Annotated in this window: 19 protein-coding genes, 1 tRNA gene and 1 pseudogene; 20 read left to right on the top strand and 1 reads right to left on the bottom strand. The window is 46.1% G+C overall.

Translation table 11 applies throughout. The features are described from left to right. From IE074_RS13045 to IE074_RS13000, 10 genes and pseudogenes are all read left to right on the top strand, one after another. The coding region (locus IE074_RS13045; RefSeq protein WP_505600511.1) for an EF-Tu C-terminal domain-related protein at positions 1-127 on the top strand (127 nt) is incomplete at its 5' end. A 105-nt stretch (positions 128-232) separates the two neighbouring features. Continuing rightward, positions 233-544, top strand: a complete 312-nt coding sequence (gene rpsJ / locus IE074_RS13040) for a 30S ribosomal protein S10 (RefSeq protein WP_014752595.1) — start codon at positions 233-235, stop codon at positions 542-544. A 36-nt stretch (positions 545-580) separates the two neighbouring features. After that, positions 581-656 (top strand) — tRNA-Val (locus IE074_RS13035). 280 nt (positions 657-936) lie between these two features. Continuing rightward, entirely contained in the window at positions 937-1,947 is a 1,011-nt protein-coding gene (locus IE074_RS13030) for a methionine ABC transporter ATP-binding protein (RefSeq protein ID WP_189385889.1), read from the top strand. Beyond that, positions 1,944-2,603 (top strand): methionine ABC transporter permease, encoded by a 660-nt coding sequence (locus tag IE074_RS13025; protein WP_189385888.1) that lies wholly within the window; start codon positions 1,944-1,946, stop codon positions 2,601-2,603. The genes IE074_RS13030 and IE074_RS13025 overlap by 4 nt, the downstream gene beginning before the upstream one ends. Before the next feature lie 14 nt (positions 2,604-2,617). Then, the gene (locus IE074_RS13020; RefSeq protein WP_189385887.1) at positions 2,618-3,406 is read left to right on the top strand and encodes a MetQ/NlpA family ABC transporter substrate-binding protein; all 789 of its coding nucleotides are present in this window, start codon (positions 2,618-2,620) and stop codon (positions 3,404-3,406) included. A gap of 135 nt (positions 3,407-3,541) precedes the next feature. Beyond that, the gene (locus tag IE074_RS13015; RefSeq protein ID WP_189385886.1) at positions 3,542-3,937 is read left to right on the top strand and encodes a VOC family protein; all 396 of its coding nucleotides are present in this window, start codon (positions 3,542-3,544) and stop codon (positions 3,935-3,937) included. A gap of 120 nt (positions 3,938-4,057) precedes the next feature. Continuing rightward, the gene (locus IE074_RS13010) at positions 4,058-4,417 is read left to right on the top strand and encodes a ribbon-helix-helix domain-containing protein (RefSeq protein WP_189385885.1); all 360 of its coding nucleotides are present in this window, start codon (positions 4,058-4,060) and stop codon (positions 4,415-4,417) included. A gap of 151 nt (positions 4,418-4,568) precedes the next feature. Continuing rightward, a complete protein-coding gene (locus IE074_RS13005; protein WP_189385884.1) occupies positions 4,569-5,150 on the top strand; it encodes a twin-arginine translocation signal domain-containing protein in 582 nt (193 codons plus the stop codon). 52 nt (positions 5,151-5,202) lie between these two features. After that, positions 5,203-5,379, top strand: a pseudogene (locus IE074_RS13000) (NAD(P)-binding protein); the annotation flags it as partial. Positions 5,380-5,828: 449 nt separating this feature from the next. On the opposite strand, the gene IE074_RS12995 reads toward IE074_RS13000, so the two are convergent. Then, positions 5,829-6,740, bottom strand: a complete 912-nt coding sequence (locus tag IE074_RS12995) for a LysR family transcriptional regulator (protein WP_189385883.1) — start codon at positions 6,738-6,740, stop codon at positions 5,829-5,831. 141 nt (positions 6,741-6,881) lie between these two features. Here IE074_RS12995 and IE074_RS12990 point away from each other — a divergent pair, with 141 nt between their 5' ends. The 10 genes from IE074_RS12990 to IE074_RS12945 all read left to right on the top strand — a co-directional run bounded on the left by IE074_RS12990 (position 6,882) and on the right by IE074_RS12945 (position 16,134). Beyond that, complete coding sequence (locus IE074_RS12990; RefSeq protein WP_189385882.1) at positions 6,882-7,982, top strand: 4-oxalomesaconate tautomerase; 1,101 nt, start codon at positions 6,882-6,884, stop codon at positions 7,980-7,982. A 292-nt stretch (positions 7,983-8,274) separates the two neighbouring features. Beyond that, positions 8,275-9,633, top strand: a complete 1,359-nt coding sequence (locus IE074_RS12985; protein ID WP_189385881.1) for an MFS transporter — start codon at positions 8,275-8,277, stop codon at positions 9,631-9,633. 32 nt (positions 9,634-9,665) lie between these two features. Further along, positions 9,666-10,697 carry an amidohydrolase family protein gene (locus IE074_RS12980; RefSeq protein ID WP_189385880.1) on the top strand — a complete coding sequence of 344 codons (1,032 nt, stop codon included), beginning with the start codon at positions 9,666-9,668 and terminating at the stop codon, positions 10,695-10,697. 2 nt (positions 10,698-10,699) lie between these two features. Beyond that, positions 10,700-11,395 (top strand): 4-carboxy-4-hydroxy-2-oxoadipate aldolase/oxaloacetate decarboxylase, encoded by a 696-nt coding sequence (gene ligK, locus IE074_RS12975; RefSeq protein ID WP_189385879.1) that lies wholly within the window; start codon positions 10,700-10,702, stop codon positions 11,393-11,395. An 18-nt stretch (positions 11,396-11,413) separates the two neighbouring features. Further along, positions 11,414-12,349: an amidohydrolase family protein gene (locus IE074_RS12970; RefSeq protein ID WP_189385878.1), complete on the top strand. Its 936-nt coding sequence runs from the start codon at positions 11,414-11,416 to the stop codon at positions 12,347-12,349. A gap of 2 nt (positions 12,350-12,351) precedes the next feature. Further along, the gene (gene ligA, locus IE074_RS12965) at positions 12,352-12,744 is read left to right on the top strand and encodes a protocatechuate 4,5-dioxygenase subunit alpha (protein WP_189385877.1); all 393 of its coding nucleotides are present in this window, start codon (positions 12,352-12,354) and stop codon (positions 12,742-12,744) included. Between the two features lie 18 nt (positions 12,745-12,762). After that, positions 12,763-13,614: a class III extradiol dioxygenase subunit beta gene (locus IE074_RS12960; RefSeq protein WP_189385876.1), complete on the top strand. Its 852-nt coding sequence runs from the start codon at positions 12,763-12,765 to the stop codon at positions 13,612-13,614. Between the two features lie 85 nt (positions 13,615-13,699). Further along, a complete protein-coding gene (locus IE074_RS12955; RefSeq protein ID WP_189385875.1) occupies positions 13,700-14,650 on the top strand; it encodes a Gfo/Idh/MocA family oxidoreductase in 951 nt (316 codons plus the stop codon). Positions 14,651-15,111: 461 nt separating this feature from the next. Next, complete coding sequence (locus tag IE074_RS12950) at positions 15,112-15,450, top strand: c-type cytochrome (protein WP_229794024.1); 339 nt, start codon at positions 15,112-15,114, stop codon at positions 15,448-15,450. A gap of 9 nt (positions 15,451-15,459) precedes the next feature. After that, positions 15,460-16,134 carry a hypothetical protein gene (locus IE074_RS12945; RefSeq protein ID WP_189385874.1) on the top strand — a complete coding sequence of 225 codons (675 nt, stop codon included), beginning with the start codon at positions 15,460-15,462 and terminating at the stop codon, positions 16,132-16,134. The last annotated feature ends 1 nt before the right edge of the window (position 16,135 follow it).

Here is a 16,135-nt window from a genome sequence, read left to right as displayed (position 1 = left end):
AGGCGATAACGTCTCTATGGACGTTGAGCTGATTGCACCGATCGCGATGGAAGAAGGTCTGCGTTTTGCGATTCGTGAAGGCGGCCGTACTGTTGGCGCCGGTGTTGTTGCTAAAATCGCTGCGTAATGCATTATCTCGCGTGTGGTATTAAGTAATTAATGCTACAATGCTCAGTTGCCTTGTCCTGTGGGCAAGGCAATTTGTTCTTTATATTGTTCTTTGGGAAATACAATGAAAAACCAAAAAATCCGTATCCGTTTGAAAGCTTTCGACTACAAACTGATCGATCAATCTGCAGCTGAAATTGTTGATACAGCCAAGCGCACTGGCGCGGTTGTACGTGGCCCAGTTCCACTGCCAACACGTATCAAACGTTATGACGTACTGCGTTCTCCACACGTGAACAAAACTTCCCGTGACCAGTTCGAGATTCGCACTCATCAACGCTTGATGGATATTGTAGATCCAACAGACAAAACAGTTGATGCATTAATGCGACTGGACTTGCCTGCAGGTGTTGACGTAGAAATCGCATTGCAATAAAATACTCGCTTTCGTAGCGAACAAAGTTTACTAGATGGGTGCTTAGCTCAGTTGGTAGAGCGGCGCCCTTACAAGGCGTAGGTCACAGGTTCGACCCCTGTAGCACCCACCATCAGTAAGATATCAAAAAATACCGTGCCTGTGGCGCGGTATTTTTTTTGTCTCTTCTTTCAGCTTACAGTGCCTGAAATACACCTGTCGTTGACGGCGAAATGATTAACATGATGCCTGAAAACCGTTATATTATCGGATCCGGTGGCGAGTAATGCCTGTGATTAATTTATCGTGTTGAATGGGTGTTTTTATAACCATAAAAAATAAGCAAATAAAAACAAATATTGAATGGTCATATAAAATAGCACTCACAAGAACGTACATTATTGAGAAATGCGTTGATCCGCTTAGAGAATATTCATAAAACCTACACAACAAAAGATAAAACCCTTCATGCTTTGTCGGGCATCGATCTGCAAATTGAAAAGGGCAAGATTTTTGGTATTATCGGCCGCTCCGGGGCCGGTAAAAGCACGCTTATCCGAATGCTGAATTTACTTGAAAAACCGACGCAGGGCAGGGTGTTTATCAATGAGAGGGATATTACCGCCATTTCAGAAGCCGAACTAAGAAAAGTACGCCAGAAAATCGGCATGGTGTTTCAGCACTTTAATCTGCTGACTTCCCGAACCGTGCTGGATAATGTCTGCTTTCCCTTGCGACTTGCCGGCATGCCCAAAAAAGAACGGCATGACAGGGCTATTGAGTTGTTGAGCCTGGTGGGCTTGACTGACCATATACACAAATATCCCCGTCAATTGTCGGGTGGCCAACAGCAAAGGGTGGGCATCGCCAGGGCGCTGGCCAACAAGCCGGAACTGTTGCTATGCGATGAAGCAACCAGTGCCCTGGATCCTGAAACGACGCAGTCCATACTGGGATTGCTGGCCGATATCAATAAACGTCTGGGTATTACGATTGTCCTGATTACCCATGGTATGGATGTCATCCGTTCCATTTGTGATCAGGTGGCCATTATCGATGGCGGAAAAATTGCTGAAATGGGTGAGGTGCTGGATGTTTTTCTGCATCCGCAACATGAAACAACGACGGCCTTGCTCTCGGAAAGTGGGGTTGATGCCAACAGCTGGCGGGAGCTGGTGGGGGGTGTCCAGGGGCGCATTATCCGCCTTACCTACCGGGGTATCGCAACGGCCCAGCCCCTGTTAAGCCAGGTCAGCCGTGAGTTGAATGTAAACCTGAGCATTCTGCAGGGTGCGGTTGGCAAAATCAAGGATACGCCGTATGGCCAACTGGTGCTGGCGGTGGACAGTGAAGAAAAACAATACGCGCCTTTGGCAGCTTTTTTCAAAGGACAGGATGTTGAGTATGAGGTATTGAAACCATGAACTGGGATAGAGTCGATTGGCCATTGATTGGTGAAGCCACTATTGATACCCTGCTGATGACTGGATGGTCATTGTTATGGACGGTTGCGATTGGCCTGCCACTGGGTGTTTACCTTTATTTAAGCAGCGAACGCCAGTTGCTTGAAAACAAGGTGTTGTACCAGGTGTTGTCCCTGGTTGTGAATGTACTGCGCTCGGTGCCATTTTTAATCCTGCTGATTGTGCTGATACCGTTTACCCGTTTTATTATGGGTAGTGCCCTGGGGGTGAGTGGCGCGATTCCGCCATTGGTGGTTGGTGCAGCACCGTTTTTTGCCCGGCTGGTTGAAAATGTTTTGCGTGAAATAGATCCAGGCATTAATGAGGCCTGCAACGCTATGGGTGCCAATTCAAGGCAAACGGTCATGTGGGCCTTATTGCCCGAGGCGACAACCGGTATCATTAGCGCTATTGTGGTCACCGCGATTACGCTGATTGGTTATTCCGCCATGTCTGGTGTGATTGGTGGTGGTGGGCTGGGTGACGTGGCCATTCGTTTTGGGTACCAACGTTACCAGTCCGAGGTCATGATTGTAACGGTGGTTGTTTTGATAGTGATGGTTCAGCTGGTTCAGATGCTGGGCGATCGATTGGTAGTTAAATTTAACAGAAAATAGTATTGGAGTATCTTATGCAACTAAAAAAAATCCTGGCAGGTCTGGTATTGGCATCAAGTGTGGTGGGGCTTAATTCTGCTGCCAATGAAAAACTGAGTATTGCGGCAACCCCGGTTCCGCATGCCGAAATTCTGGAGCATATCAAACCGGCATTGGCCAAGGAAGGTATTGATCTTGAAATCAAGGTTTTTACCGATTACGTTCAGCCGAACCAGCAGGTTGCCGACAAACAGCTGGATGCCAATTTTTTTCAGCACAAACCCTATCTGGACACCTTCAATAAAGAGAAGGGTACCAATCTTGTATCCGTTGGCCTGGTTCACGTAGAGCCTTTCGGTGCCTACTCTAAAAAAATCAAGGCCACCAGCGATCTCAAAGACGGTGCCCTGGTTGCCATTCCCAACGATCCTTCCAATGGTGCACGTGCCTTGTTGCTGCTGCAGCAGCAGGATTTGATCAAACTGAAAGACCCCGCCAACTTGCTGGCCACTTCACGTGATATTGTTGAGAACCCCAAAAACCTGAAGTTCAAGGAACTGGAAGCAGCCACCTTACCCCGTGTGCTGGAAGACGTGGACATTGCCCTGATCAATACCAACTATGCACTGGAAGCGGGCCTGAATCCGACTGCTGATGCACTGTTTATTGAAAATGCCGAATCGCCTTATGCCAACCTGGTGGCCACCATTCCTGAAAAAGAAAAATCAGACGAAATTGGCAAGCTGATGAAAGCACTGCAAAGCGAAGACGTGAAAGCATTTATCGCTGAAAAATATAAAGGTTCAATTGTTCCTGCTTTTTAATTGGCAGTATTGACGTAATGGCCGGCATATTGGCTAATATGCCGGCCATTTTTTTGTGTAGTACCCGGTTATTACCGAATCCAGACCATTAAACGCCATAATTGAACAGTCTGATTATGTTAAGAGGTTTAGAAAATGGCAAAAATTATTCACGTTATGATCCGTTGCAAGGATCTTGAGGCGTCCAAGGCATTTTACAAGACCGCTTTTGGGCTGGTGCCTTCCCATGAGCTGGATTTTCCCACTTTTACCCTGTGCTACTTGCGAGGCACGGAAAACGATATGGAAATTGAACTGACTTATAACAAGGACCGTGAAGAACCCTACACCCATGGTGATGGCTATGGCCATGTCGCTGTATGCGTGGACGATCTTGAGGCGGAGCATGCCCGTTTTACCGCGGCGGGATTGAATCCCCTTGAGATCAAGACCTTCAGGGATGGCGATACGGTGCTGGCCCAGTTCTTTTTCGTCCAGGATCCTGATGGTTACAAAATTGAAGTGCTAAAAAAATGGGGACATTACCAATAAGTCCTGGTCTGGATATAATGAAAAGGCCGGTTGCTACCGGCCAAAAGCCTGCCATCGGATTCTTGATTCCGCCAAAAGACAGTAACAATAAGGCAGCTTTTATTCATCACGGAGACAACTATGTGCAGCATTTATTCACAGACAGACCCGATCATGTATGAAAGTCGCAGCCGTTCTGTCCGGATTGCCAGGGTGGTAACCAGTATCCGGCTTGAAAACATGTTCTGGGAAACGCTGGCCGAGAATGATGGCGTAACCACCAATCAGCTAATTGCCCAGTTATACGATGAGGTCTACGCCTATCGGGGTGAGGCAACCAATTTCACTTCTTTCCTGCGCGTAACCTGCATGCGTTACCAGGCAGTGCGGCATATTGCTGGCAAGGCAGAACGGTTCCTGAATGAAATGAAACTGATGGCCGGTAAAGCCCCGGTCTTGCCTGCCAGACAAGTTCGCGAAAAAGTGGCTGTCGCCAGATAAAACCCTTGAAAACACCCTGCGTATTTAGGGAAAACCTTGAACGATTGTAGTACGTGGATATTACCCGCTTGCTTCAGATGGGTTGATAATCAATTAATAATAAAAAACAGGCAGATTCAGTCTGGAACCAATCATTCACAAAGGAAAGACGATGGAAACAAACATTACGGTTCACAGGCAGGCTGGCGCATTGACCCGGCGCCGCTTCCTGAAAGGCTCGGCAATCCTGACCGGCATGCTGGCCTCGGGGTCTATCCTGGCAACGCTGGCACCTTCAAGAGTCTGGGCGCTTGAGCTTAAGCATCTTAACCAGTTGCAGGCCGATAGCATCCTGGCAATGGGCAAGGCCCTGTATCCGCACAAGGGTTTGCCTGACGCGGTGTATGCCCTGCTGGTCAAGGATATTGATGCATCGGCACAGGATGCTGCCGGTGCGGAACTGGTTAAAGTGGGTGTGGAAAAGCTGAATGCAGCGGCAGGTGGCGAGTTTGCCAAGCTGCCTGTAGAAAAGCAGACCGACTTGCTCAAGGCGATGGAAAACGAGGGTGATCCGTTTTTCCGCAAGGTACGGGGCCAGTGCATCACGTCTTTGTACGATAACGATATGGCGTATAAGCATTTTGGTTATGAAGGTGAGGTATTTTCCCGTGGGGGATATCTGGCTAACGGCTTTGATGATCTGAAATGGCTGCCTGATCCGCCGGCGGATGCCAGCCCGCCTGTTCCGTCCTGAGGCAGTGGTTTTTCACGGATGACTTATAAATAAAGAATAGCGGAGACAGGACATGACAACATTCAATCAGAAAGACGACAGTGTAGTGGTCATTATCGGCTCGGGCGCCGGCGGTGGAACGCTGGCCAACGAGCTATGCCAGAAGGGCATCAAGGTGGTGCTGTTTGAGGCGGGCGCCCGGCAGAGTACAGAGACCTTTATCCAGGACGAGTGGAAATCATTCCAGCAATTTGGCCATCCGGCAGGCAGAGTATATCGCTGACCAGATGATGAAAAAACAGCTTTAATGGGTTTGTTCCTCAAGTTAAATACGATTTTCAGTTGGTTAAACCAAAGGGCCAGGCCGGCTTGTGAAATACCGGGTTGTTGACTGGCCTTGACCCGTTCCGCCTTGAAGGAGGTAGAATAAGACAGCTGTATGCGTTTGAGGGGCAGATCAAATGTAATGGGCACGATCTTGAAGGACTAATCGGCGGTCTTCAAGGTGTGTTTATAAAACGCATATATTGTTTCTGCTTTCTGATGGGGTTATTTGACGTTTTGTCTGTTTGCAATAAAGCGATGCTCAAGGCAGCCAAACTGAGGCGGTGTTGACCATGATACTGATCACATTTTCTCTCGTGCATGCACTTTATGAATCATCTTGTCTTTTTCAGTGGAACAGGCCGGGTGCATATTTCAGTTAGTATTCAGTGGAAAATGCCGGGCGCATATTTCAGTTAGTAAACTAATAACTTTATGATGCAAACGTGTTGGCATCTGTTTTGCCGAAACACCCAGATAAAGTCGGTTGACCAGTGTGGGTGACGTAATGGGTATGGCTTTAAACAGCTCATCATGTTTGACAAGCGTTAATGAGAAGCGCGACAAAATGGCATTGCCCATGCCTTCAGCAACCAGTTTCATAATAATGCCGATGCTGTCAATTTCCCATGCAATATGCGGCTTTAAATCTATTTTGAGCATTTCTTGTTCCAGCAGCATACGGAAAGTATTGGGCGGGCTTGGCATGATTAGCGGGATACTTGCCAGTTCTTTCAATGAAACAGAACTTCTGTTTTGTGCTATCGGGTCTTGGGCATGACAAATCAAGTAGAGTTCTTCTTCGGCCAATAATTTGGTTTCAATATGTGGGGAAGCCGTAGGATTGTTAAGCAGGGCGATATCTACTCGCCCAAGATGAATGTTTTCTTCCAGATTAACGGTAAGTGCTTCAAGAATAGTCAGGTTGGCATCGGGCAGATGCTGTTTAAAAGCCTTGACAACATCGACGGATATTAGCTTGACCAGGGTTGGTGGCATCCCTAAAAATACGTGTCCGCTAAGTTTGCCGTCAGACAGGCTCAGGTCTTCATGGGCTTGTTCGAGCTGTTGCAAAATAATGCGGCTGTGTTTGAGCAGGGTTTTTCCGGCATCGGTTAATACGACACCGCGACCATGCCGGATCAGCAAATTTTGACGTAACTCAATTTCAAGCTGCCGGATTTGCCTGCTTAAGACTGGTTGCGCTACATCAATAATTTCGGCGGCACGTGTATAGCTGCCTAATTCAGCGACATGAGTAAAATATTTAAGTTGCTTGATCTCCATTATGTCCTTACCCGCACATAACTATGCTTATTTGACATATCTAATAGACTGAATTGCGGCTTTGATATTGCGTGTTACTCACTAATAATAAACCATTAATAAAACAGCCCAATTATCATCATAATAACATCTGGAGAATGTATGCCCAGTCAATATGCTATTCCTTGTATTTTAATGCGTGGCGGTACCTCAAAAGGGCCATTTTTTTATGCGGGTGATTTACCCAAAGATACGGTGCAACGGGATAAAGTGCTGTTGGCTGCGTTAGGTTCTCCCGACAAACGGCAGATAGACGGTATTGGTGGTGCACATTCGTTGACCAGTAAAGTAGGTATTGTGGATATATGTACGACGGGTCAGGCAGACTTAAGCTTTCTGTTTGCGCAGCTTCAACCCGAAAAAGATACCGTTGATACAACGCCTAACTGCGGTAATATGCTGGCCGGAGTAGTTCCATTCGCACTTGAGAGAAAACTGATTGCCGCCCAAGGCGATGTAACCAAGGTGAGGGTTTTGACGCTGAATACAAATATGGTCAGTGAGATTGAGGTGCAAACACCGGGCGGTGAGATTACCTATGAAGGCAATGCACGTATTGATGGTGTGCCAGGCACCAGTTCACCCGTGAAAATCAATTTTCTGGATGTTGCCGGTTCTGTGTGCGGTTCATTACTGCCGACAGGTAATTTGATTGATACCTTTGAAATAGAAGGGATTGGCAGTTTGCAGGCAACTTGCATTGATAATGGCATGCCGATGGTGCTGGTTCGTGCTCAGGATGTTAGCCGTACTGCCTATGAACCCGTAGCTCAATTAAACCAGGATACGCAATTAAAAACGATTATTGAGGATTTACGGCTTAAGGCGGCCCAAAAAATGGGGCTGGGAGATGTAAGCAATAAGAATTACCCAAAAATGTGTTTATTGAATAAGCCATTGCATGGTGGTGCTATCCATACCCGCTGTTATATTCCACATGTTTGCCATGATGCGATTGGAGTGCTGGCGGCGGTTACCGTCGCAACGGCCTGCGTATTGCCTGATACGGTTGCCCAAGGGCTGGCTGATGAAGCTGGCAGCGATGGCAAACTGCTGGCCATAGAACATCCCAGTGGCGAGTTTTCAGTTGAGCTGACATTGAATCCTGAGGATAAAACACAAGTATTAAGTGCTGCATTGCTTCGTACGGCAAGGCCTATTATGCAAGGAGAAATACTAGTGGCACGTTCATTAATCAAATAAAAATTTAGGCGTAATTTGTCAATGACCGGCTTTGAAAAGGCCGGTTTGTTTGTTTGTGGTGCCAGCAATCGCAGTGTAAAGAAAAACAAGTTATGCGGTTTTGATATAACTATTAGATAAGTTATGGGCTTTTTAAGCATCGTGCTTATAAAGATAATGGGTTGCATATATATTGGTCGTTTATGCCTGTTTATGTCATGTCATATTTAAGTAAGAAATGAGGAGATGAATCTATATTTACGGCACGGAACAGCCAACAATAATGATACAGATTTTTTATTTCGAGACAAACATGATAGATAAAACGATAAATGTCCAAACATTTTTTAACCATAACCGCTTTTCAAAATTCCAGTTCCTGGTCTTTGCGTTTACTTTTCTGGTCGCTTTTTTTGATGGCTATGATACGGCGGTTATCGGTTATATTGCCCCCAGTTTATTAGAAGAGTGGGGTATAGAACGTAAAGATCTTGCGCCTGTGTTGAGCGCCGCTTTGCTGGGTTTGGCGATTGGTGCCATTTCATTTGGTCCGTTGGCAGACAAGATTGGCCGCAAGGTGGTGTTAATTGTTGCCGTGGCCATTTTTTCTATCGGTACGGTAATTTCTGCGTTTTCCACCTCGTTGCTTGAGCTTGAAATATTGCGTTTTATGACTGGTTTGGGCTTGGGCGCGGCTATGCCCAATGCAGTCACTTTATTATCTGAATACTGTCCTGAGCAAAAGCGCGCAACTATTGTGAACACCATGTTTTGTGGATTCCCTTTGGGAGCTGCGATTGGCGGTTTTATCGCAGCATGGCTGATTCCTAATTTCGGCTGGCGCTCTACGCTGCTTTTCGGCGGCATTGGCCCATTAATTCTGGTTATTCTGATGATTTTTATTTTGCCTGAATCTGTGCGCTATTTGGTGGCAAAAAATCGCTCTGCTGCATCCATTAAAAAAATCCTGATCAAAATTAATCCTGCAGCGGCAGAAGCTGATCATTTTGTCATGACTGAAAGTAAAGTAACGCTGGATAAAAATAAAGGCGGTATTTCGGTTGTCTTGTCCAGTCATTATCGAGCAGGCTCCTTTTTGTTATGGATTTCCTATTTCATGGGGCTGGTTATTTTTTACGGTGTCATTAACTGGATGCCGGTTCTGTTTCGTGAAATTAATATGCCGCAAGGTACGGCCGTAATCGTGACTGGTTTGTTTGCCATTGGTGGTTTAGGCGCTATTTTCAATGGCTGGTTGATGGATCGTTTTAATGCAAACAAGCTGATTGCGTTCTTAAGCTTATTAACTGCCATCTCGGTTGCGTTCATTGGTTTTACGGTTCATCTGGGTATGGGCATCCTGATTTCCGTAGTTATTTTTGCCGGTATTGTGATGAATACGGCCCAAAGTTCTTTGCCAGCACTGGCTGCCGAATTTTATCCAACCCAAGGGCGTACTACCGGTGTTTCGTGGATGCTGGGTCTTGGTCGTTTTGGTGGCATTGCCGGCTCGTTTCTGGTTGCCCAATTAGTTGCCATGAACTTAACCATTGATACTATTTTTTATGTGTTGGCCTTGCCCGCACTAATTACAGTTGTCTGCTTGCTTCTCAAGCAGCTTATTTATAAAGAAACGGCGAAGAAACTCGCGTCTGATAGCGTTTTTCAGTAAATACAGGGTGTAAATTTTTTTAAAGGTTTAGTATGAGTTTAATTATTGATTGCCATGGTCATTATACAACAGCACCGGCTGCGCTGGAAACATGGCGTAATAAGCAAATTGCTGCCATTAACAATCCGGCCCTGATGCCCAAGGTATCTGAACTGCACATCAGTGATGATGAGATTCGTGAGTCACTTGAAAAAAATCAATTGAAATTCATGAATGAACGGGGTTCCGATATAACGCTTTTTTCACCCCGTGCCAGCTTTATGGCACACCATATTGGTGATTTTCAGGTGTCATCCACTTGGGCGGCCATTTGTAATGAACTTTGTTTCCGTGTGTCGCAACTTTATCCGGATCGTTTTGTACCGGTTGCCATGTTACCGCAGTCACCGGGCGTACCTATTGAAACGTGCATCCCCGAGCTTGAGCGCTGCGTGAATGAATATGGTAATGTAGGCATTAATTTAAACCCGGATCCTTCAGGCGGTCATTGGACCGCACCACCATTAAGCGACAAATATTGGTATCCCATTTATGAAAAAATGGTGGAATATGATATTCCGGCAATGGTGCATGTCAGTACCAGTTGCAATCCGTGTTTTCACACGACCGGAGCGCATTATTTGAATGCGGATACAACCGCGTTTATGCAATGTCTGGCCAGTGATGTTTTTAAAGATTTTCCAACCCTGCGATTTTTAATTCCTCATGGAGGCGGTGCGGTTCCTTATCATTGGGGCCGTTTCAGGGGTCTTGCCATGATGCTTAAAAAACCGGACCTGGAAGGCGATTTCCTGAATAATATTTTCTTTGATACATGTGTTTATCATCAGCCGGGTATTGATTTGCTGCTTAAGGTGATCCCGCATAAAAATATTCTGTTTGCCTCTGAAATGATTGGTGCGGTTCGTGATATTGATCCGCGCACCGGATTTTACTTTGATGATACCAAACAATACATTGAAAACAGTAATCTGGATGCACAGCAAAAGCAACAGATTTATGAATCCAATACACGACGGGTTTTTCCGCTTTTGGATAAAAAATTAAAGGCTAAAGGGTTATAAAAATGGATGTCACTTTAAATCAATTAGGTGTTGTAAAACGTAATATTAAACGTGCCGATCCGCTCGTTGTTGCCAGACTGGGTGCTTTGGGTGTTGCAACAGTACATGAGGCGATGGGTCGTATTGGTCTAATGAAAACCTATATGAGACCAATTTACCCAGGCGCAAAAATCTGCGGCACGGCAGTGACAATTCTGCTTCATCCCGGTGATAACTGGATGATGCACGTTGCCGCCGAACAGTTGCAACCTGGTGATGTGGCCGTTGCCGCCTGCACCAGTGATAACACTGACGGCTTTTTTGGTGATTTGCTGGCAACCTCATTTCAGGCGCGTGGCGCCAAGGGGCTGATCATTGATGCGGGTGTTCGGGATGTTGATGAGCTTGAAAAAATGGGCTTTCCCGTATTCAGTAAAGCCATCAATGCAAAAGGTACTATCAAGGCTACGCTGGGCTCAGTGAATGTGCCGGTTATTTGTGCGGGAGCATTGGTGAATCCGGGTGATGTGGTTATTGCTGATACCGATGGCATTGTCGTGGTGCCACGTGAAAAAGCGGAAGAAGTGGCCACTCTAGCCGAAAAACGCGAGTCTTTCGAAGGTGAAAAACGTGAAAAACTGGCGTCCGGCGTGTTGGGCCTGGATATGTATAAAATGCGAGAACCGCTTGAAAAAGCCGGTTTGAAATATATTGATTAATGCTGGGTTGAAATAATAATGAAATTTGACGTAACACCTGGTTGGCTGCCTTTTTATGCCAACCCGAGTAAACCGCAAGTTGTATTGCCAGCGGGTGCGGTAGATGCACATTGCCATGTGTTTGGACCCGGCGAGCAGTTTCCCTATGCGCCCGAGCGTAAATATACGCCTTGCGATGCTTCCAAAGAGCAATTGTTCGCTTTGCGTGACCATTTGGGCTTCAGCCGGAATGTGATTGTGCAGGCAACCTGCCATGGCAAGGACAATCGGGCCCTGGTTGATGCGTTGGAGTCATCCAACGGTCTGGCCCGTGGTGTGGCAACCGTTTCTTCCGATATTTCCGAAGAGGAATTGCAGGCCATGCACAAGGCTGGCGTACGTGGCGTGCGTTTCAACTTTGTGAAACGCCTGGTTGATTTCACGCCAAAAGAAGAATTGCTGAAAGTGGCCAATAAAATTGCCCCGTTGGGCTGGCACATTGTGGTGTATTTTGAGGCACAGGATTTGCCGGAACTGTGGGACTTCTTTACCGGTCTGCCCACTACCGTTGTGGTTGATCATATGGGGCGACCCGATGTGGCTAAGCCTGTTGATGGTGAAGAGTTCAGCCTGTTTGTAAAGTTAATGGAAGAACATCCTAACATCTGGTCAAAACTGTCCTGCCCTGAGCGCTTAAGCAAAACCGGCCCCAAAGCGTTGGATGGTGAACAGAATGCCTATACCGATGTGGTTCCATTCGCCCGTCGTTTAATGCAGAAATTTCCCGATCGTGTCCTGTTTGGTACTGATTGGCCACACCCCAACCTGAAAGACCATATGCCTGATGATGGTTTGCTGGTTGATTATATTGTGCAGATTGCATCTACCGAAAAAGAACAGCAACAGATATTGGTAGACAATCCCATGCGTTTATACTGGCCCGAAGAAGTCGGCGTCACGTTAAAAGGAGAATAAATATGGCATTGGAAAAACCTTACAAGGATATTCCCGGAACCACTATTTTTGATTCAGAGCAATCCCGTAAGGGCTATCATTTAAATCAGTTTTGCATGTCCCTGATGAAAGCGGAAAACCGGGAGCGCTTCAAGGCTAATGAGCGGGCCTATCTTGACGAATGGCCAATGACCGAAGAGCAGAAACAGGCTGTGATGTCACGTGACCTGAACCGCTGTATGGAATTGGGCGGTAATATTTATTTTCTGGCTAAAATTGGTGCAACCGACGGACTCTCATTCCAGCAAATGGCTGGCAGCATGACCGGTATGACTGAAGAAGAGTACCGGGAGATGATGCTCAAAGGTGGCCGTTCACCGGAAGGTAACCGGTATTTGCACGAGAAATCTAAATAATTATCAGGAAAACATCACATGGCAAAAATAACTGCAAGTGTTTATACGTCTCATGTGCCGGCCATCGGTGCGGCACTTGATTTAGGTAAGTCGGAAGAACCGTATTGGAAAAAAGTCTTTGACGGTTACGAGTTTTCTAAAAAATGGATCAAGGAAAACAAACCGGATGTGATTTTCCTGGTTTATAACGATCATGCCAATAACTTCAGTCTTGAGTTGATTCCTACCTTTGCGCTGGGTACCGGCGAGTCCTTTGAACCCAGTGATGAAGGCTGGGGAAAACGTCCGGTGCCAACTGTTCAAGGTCATCCAGACCTGGCGGCGCATATTGCGCACTCGGTCATTCAGGATGATTTTGATTTGACCCTGTGCAATAAAATGGAAGTGGATCACGGCCTGACCGTACCTTTATCATTAATGTTTGGCCAGCCCGAAGCATGGCCATGTCCTGTTATTCCGCTACACGTTAACGTTGTGCAGTACCCGGTGCCATCAGGCAAACGTTGCTACGAGCTGGGCAAGGCAATCCGGCGTGCGGTTGAATCTTATGGTGAAGACCTGAACGTACAGATCTGGGGTACAGGTGGCATGAGCCATCAATTGCAGGGGCCGCGTGCGGGGTTGATTAATGCGGAATGGGATAATAAATTCCTTGATCGTCTGATTAATGACCCTGCCGGTTTGTCTGAAGTCTCACATATTGAGTATGTGCGTGAAGCCGGGTCAGAAGGAATTGAACTGGTAATGTGGCTGATAGCAAGGGGTGCCATGGACGAAGGTAAAACACCTGATGTGATGCACCGTTTCTTCCATGTACCCGCTTCAAACACAGCGGTAGGTCATTTAATTCTTGAAAATCCAAAAGACTGATACAAGTACCTTGTTAACAGGCATTAACTGTTTTTATTAATAGTTAATGCCTGAAATAATTTAACCATATATCCCCGGAGATAATATGCAAAAAGTTAAAATCGCGTTGGTTGGCGCAGGTGCTTTTGGTATCAAGCATCTGGACGGCCTGAAAAACATTCCCAATGCCGAAGTGACCTATGTTGTGACAAGTACCAAGGAAAAAGCCCAGGAAGTGGCTGATAAATACGGTATTCCCAATGTTTCAGACAATCTGGATGAGGTGTTGGCCTCTGCCGGGGTAGATGCTGTTATTTTGTGTACGCCAACCCAGATGCATGCTTCACAAACGCTGGCCTGCCTTAAAGCCGGCAAGCATGTACAGGTTGAAATCCCGCTGGCAGACAATCTGGCTGACGCTGAAGAAGTGTTGCGTTTGCAAAAAGAGAAGAATCTGGTAGCCATGGTTGGGCATACCCGTCGCTTTAATCCGAGTCATCAGTGGATTCACAACAAGATTGTGGCCGGTGAACTGAATATCCAGCAAATGGATGTGCAAACTTATTTTTTCCGCCGTACCAATACCAATGCACTGGGCCAGCCCCGTTCATGGACAGACCACTTGTTATGGCACCATGCTGCCCATACCGTTGACCTGTTCCAGTACCAGACCGGTTCAAAAGTGGTCAAGGCCAATATGGTTCAGGGCCCCGTACACCCAGCCCTGGGTATTGCCATGGATATGTCAATCCAGTTGCTTACGGATAGCGGCGCAGTATGTACCCTGTCACTGTCATTTAACAATGATGGTCCTTTTGGTACATTTTTCCGCTATATTTGTGATAACGGCACGTATATTGCCCGTTATGATGACCTGGTAACAGGTAAAGAAGAGCCGGTTGATGTATCTCAGGTGGCGGTATCCATGAATGGTATCGAATTGCAGGATCGTGAGTTTGTTTCTGCTATTGTTGAGGGCCGTGAGCCTAATTCAAGTGTGGCATCTGTTATTGAATGTTACCGTACCTTGGCTGCGCTTGAAAAACAGTTAGGCTGATTGATAAAGCATTATATTATTCATGCCCCTGCCAAATGCCAGCAGGGGCATTTTTTATTATAAAAAGACTTTTTATGCATGACAGATATATTGAATTTAGATAAGAAAAAATAAGACGAAATGTTAACATATACGACGTTTATGATGTTTGATCTATATTAATTTTTTGACCTTAAAAATTAAATACAGGGTATTCAGTCTGCTCATGTTGCTTTATTTGTAATGAATAAATGTAAAAGAAAATAAATAAAAATATTTCTTGGCGTGACTGCTAAACGCGTATAAGCAACCTTGTTTTCAGAGACAGCATCAAACAGGAAATCAAGTTCTTGTATGAAATTTGATTTGTCATGAATCATCTTAAATAAAGTGAGGAGCTGTTCATGTGTGAAGTATTGCCATCAACAAACGGCAAGTACACCGTTTCGCATCATAAATCATATCAGCATGGTTTAAAACTGATGAGCGTATTTAAAAAAATGACTTTAGCCTGCCTGGCTGTTTCCGCTGTTGCGGTATCTGCCCAGGCAATGGCTGCTGAAGAACCAATCAGGCACAGCGCTGAATTTGTTTATCAGAAAATTTGCTTGCACTGCCATGAAGCTAATGCGAATGGCCTAAATGTTGGCCCGGATATTAAAGGCCGTGGCTTACCACCCGTGTTTACCAAAATGCGTGTTCGTCAAGGATGGTTAGCCATGCCGGCCTTTCCGGCTTCATATATAAGCGATGAAACGCTGGATCTGCTTGCGGAATATATTCAGAATGCGCCAGCACCCGTTGCCACTAAAAACCCCTAGGAGGCAGTGATGAATGAAAAACGTCGTATGCTTCTGAAAGGGATGGCGCTGGGTGGTTTTGCCGGTGTCGGAGCAGGTATTTCGCAAACCGTTATGGCTGCAACCGGTTCTGCTTCAGACCGGCAGTTGTTTGTTTTGGTTAATGAGGCTTTATCCAGTTCGGCTTTTATTGATGGTGTTGCTGCGTCAGGAAAATCATTAAAAACGTTGGTAGCCGACACGGGGATGGCATTTGTCAATGCCTTCAACAAACATCTGTCATCACAAAAAAAACTGCATATTCTTGGTTTGACCGATGATGCCAGTGCGGTCATTATTCTTGACTTGGCGCGCAGTGCAGGCGCCAGTGTTAAATGGATTGGACACCATACCCTTGAGACACACCAGTCTATTCATGGCGTGTCAAGTGTGGATAGTACCCGGTCTTGTACTGTTCAATTGGCAAAAAATTTACAGCAGTGTGGCCAGGCTTTTATGCTTAATGAAACGCACAGGCATGTACCATCAGGTATCAGCTTGCAAATGCCAGGTAACAGGCAGGCCGGCACACATCAGTGGATGGCTGAGTTGGGCTATTCACTGGCTGTCCCGAATGGCTTTTTTTCTGAGCCGGCATTGCCATTGAAAAATAACTCTGTGTCGCCTGACAGCGGCCATTTTGTTTCATTCTCAATTGAGACTTGAA

Origin of the sequence: Advenella faeciporci, assembly GCF_014652395.1 — a bacterium.
GTDB lineage: Bacteria > Pseudomonadota > Gammaproteobacteria > Burkholderiales > Burkholderiaceae_B > Advenella > Advenella faeciporci.
The sequence above is the reverse complement of the archived record's forward strand: the minus strand, read 5'-3'. Positions and strand labels throughout refer to the sequence as shown.

Bases quoted from the DNA above. Each gene is read 5' to 3' on its own strand.
- rpsJ (WP_014752595.1), top strand. From the start codon at position 233: ATGAAAAACCAAAAAATCCGTATCCGTTTGAAAGCTTTCGACTACAAA.
- IE074_RS13025 (WP_189385888.1), top strand. From the start codon at position 1,944: ATGAACTGGGATAGAGTCGATTGGCCATTGATTGGTGAAGCCACTATT.
- IE074_RS13020 (WP_189385887.1), top strand. From the start codon at position 2,618: ATGCAACTAAAAAAAATCCTGGCAGGTCTGGTATTGGCATCAAGTGTG.
- IE074_RS13015 (WP_189385886.1), top strand. From the start codon at position 3,542: ATGGCAAAAATTATTCACGTTATGATCCGTTGCAAGGATCTTGAGGCG.
- IE074_RS13010 (WP_189385885.1), top strand. From the start codon at position 4,058: ATGTGCAGCATTTATTCACAGACAGACCCGATCATGTATGAAAGTCGC.
- IE074_RS13005 (WP_189385884.1), top strand. From the start codon at position 4,569: ATGGAAACAAACATTACGGTTCACAGGCAGGCTGGCGCATTGACCCGG.
- IE074_RS12995 (WP_189385883.1), bottom strand. From the start codon at position 6,740: ATGGAGATCAAGCAACTTAAATATTTTACTCATGTCGCTGAATTAGGC.
- IE074_RS12990 (WP_189385882.1), top strand. From the start codon at position 6,882: ATGCCCAGTCAATATGCTATTCCTTGTATTTTAATGCGTGGCGGTACC.
- IE074_RS12985 (WP_189385881.1), top strand. From the start codon at position 8,275: ATGATAGATAAAACGATAAATGTCCAAACATTTTTTAACCATAACCGC.
- IE074_RS12980 (WP_189385880.1), top strand. From the start codon at position 9,666: ATGAGTTTAATTATTGATTGCCATGGTCATTATACAACAGCACCGGCT.
- ligK (WP_189385879.1), top strand. From the start codon at position 10,700: ATGGATGTCACTTTAAATCAATTAGGTGTTGTAAAACGTAATATTAAA.
- IE074_RS12970 (WP_189385878.1), top strand. From the start codon at position 11,414: ATGAAATTTGACGTAACACCTGGTTGGCTGCCTTTTTATGCCAACCCG.
- ligA (WP_189385877.1), top strand. From the start codon at position 12,352: ATGGCATTGGAAAAACCTTACAAGGATATTCCCGGAACCACTATTTTT.
- IE074_RS12960 (WP_189385876.1), top strand. From the start codon at position 12,763: ATGGCAAAAATAACTGCAAGTGTTTATACGTCTCATGTGCCGGCCATC.
- IE074_RS12955 (WP_189385875.1), top strand. From the start codon at position 13,700: ATGCAAAAAGTTAAAATCGCGTTGGTTGGCGCAGGTGCTTTTGGTATC.
- IE074_RS12950 (WP_229794024.1), top strand. From the start codon at position 15,112: ATGAGCGTATTTAAAAAAATGACTTTAGCCTGCCTGGCTGTTTCCGCT.
- IE074_RS12945 (WP_189385874.1), top strand. From the start codon at position 15,460: ATGAATGAAAAACGTCGTATGCTTCTGAAAGGGATGGCGCTGGGTGGT.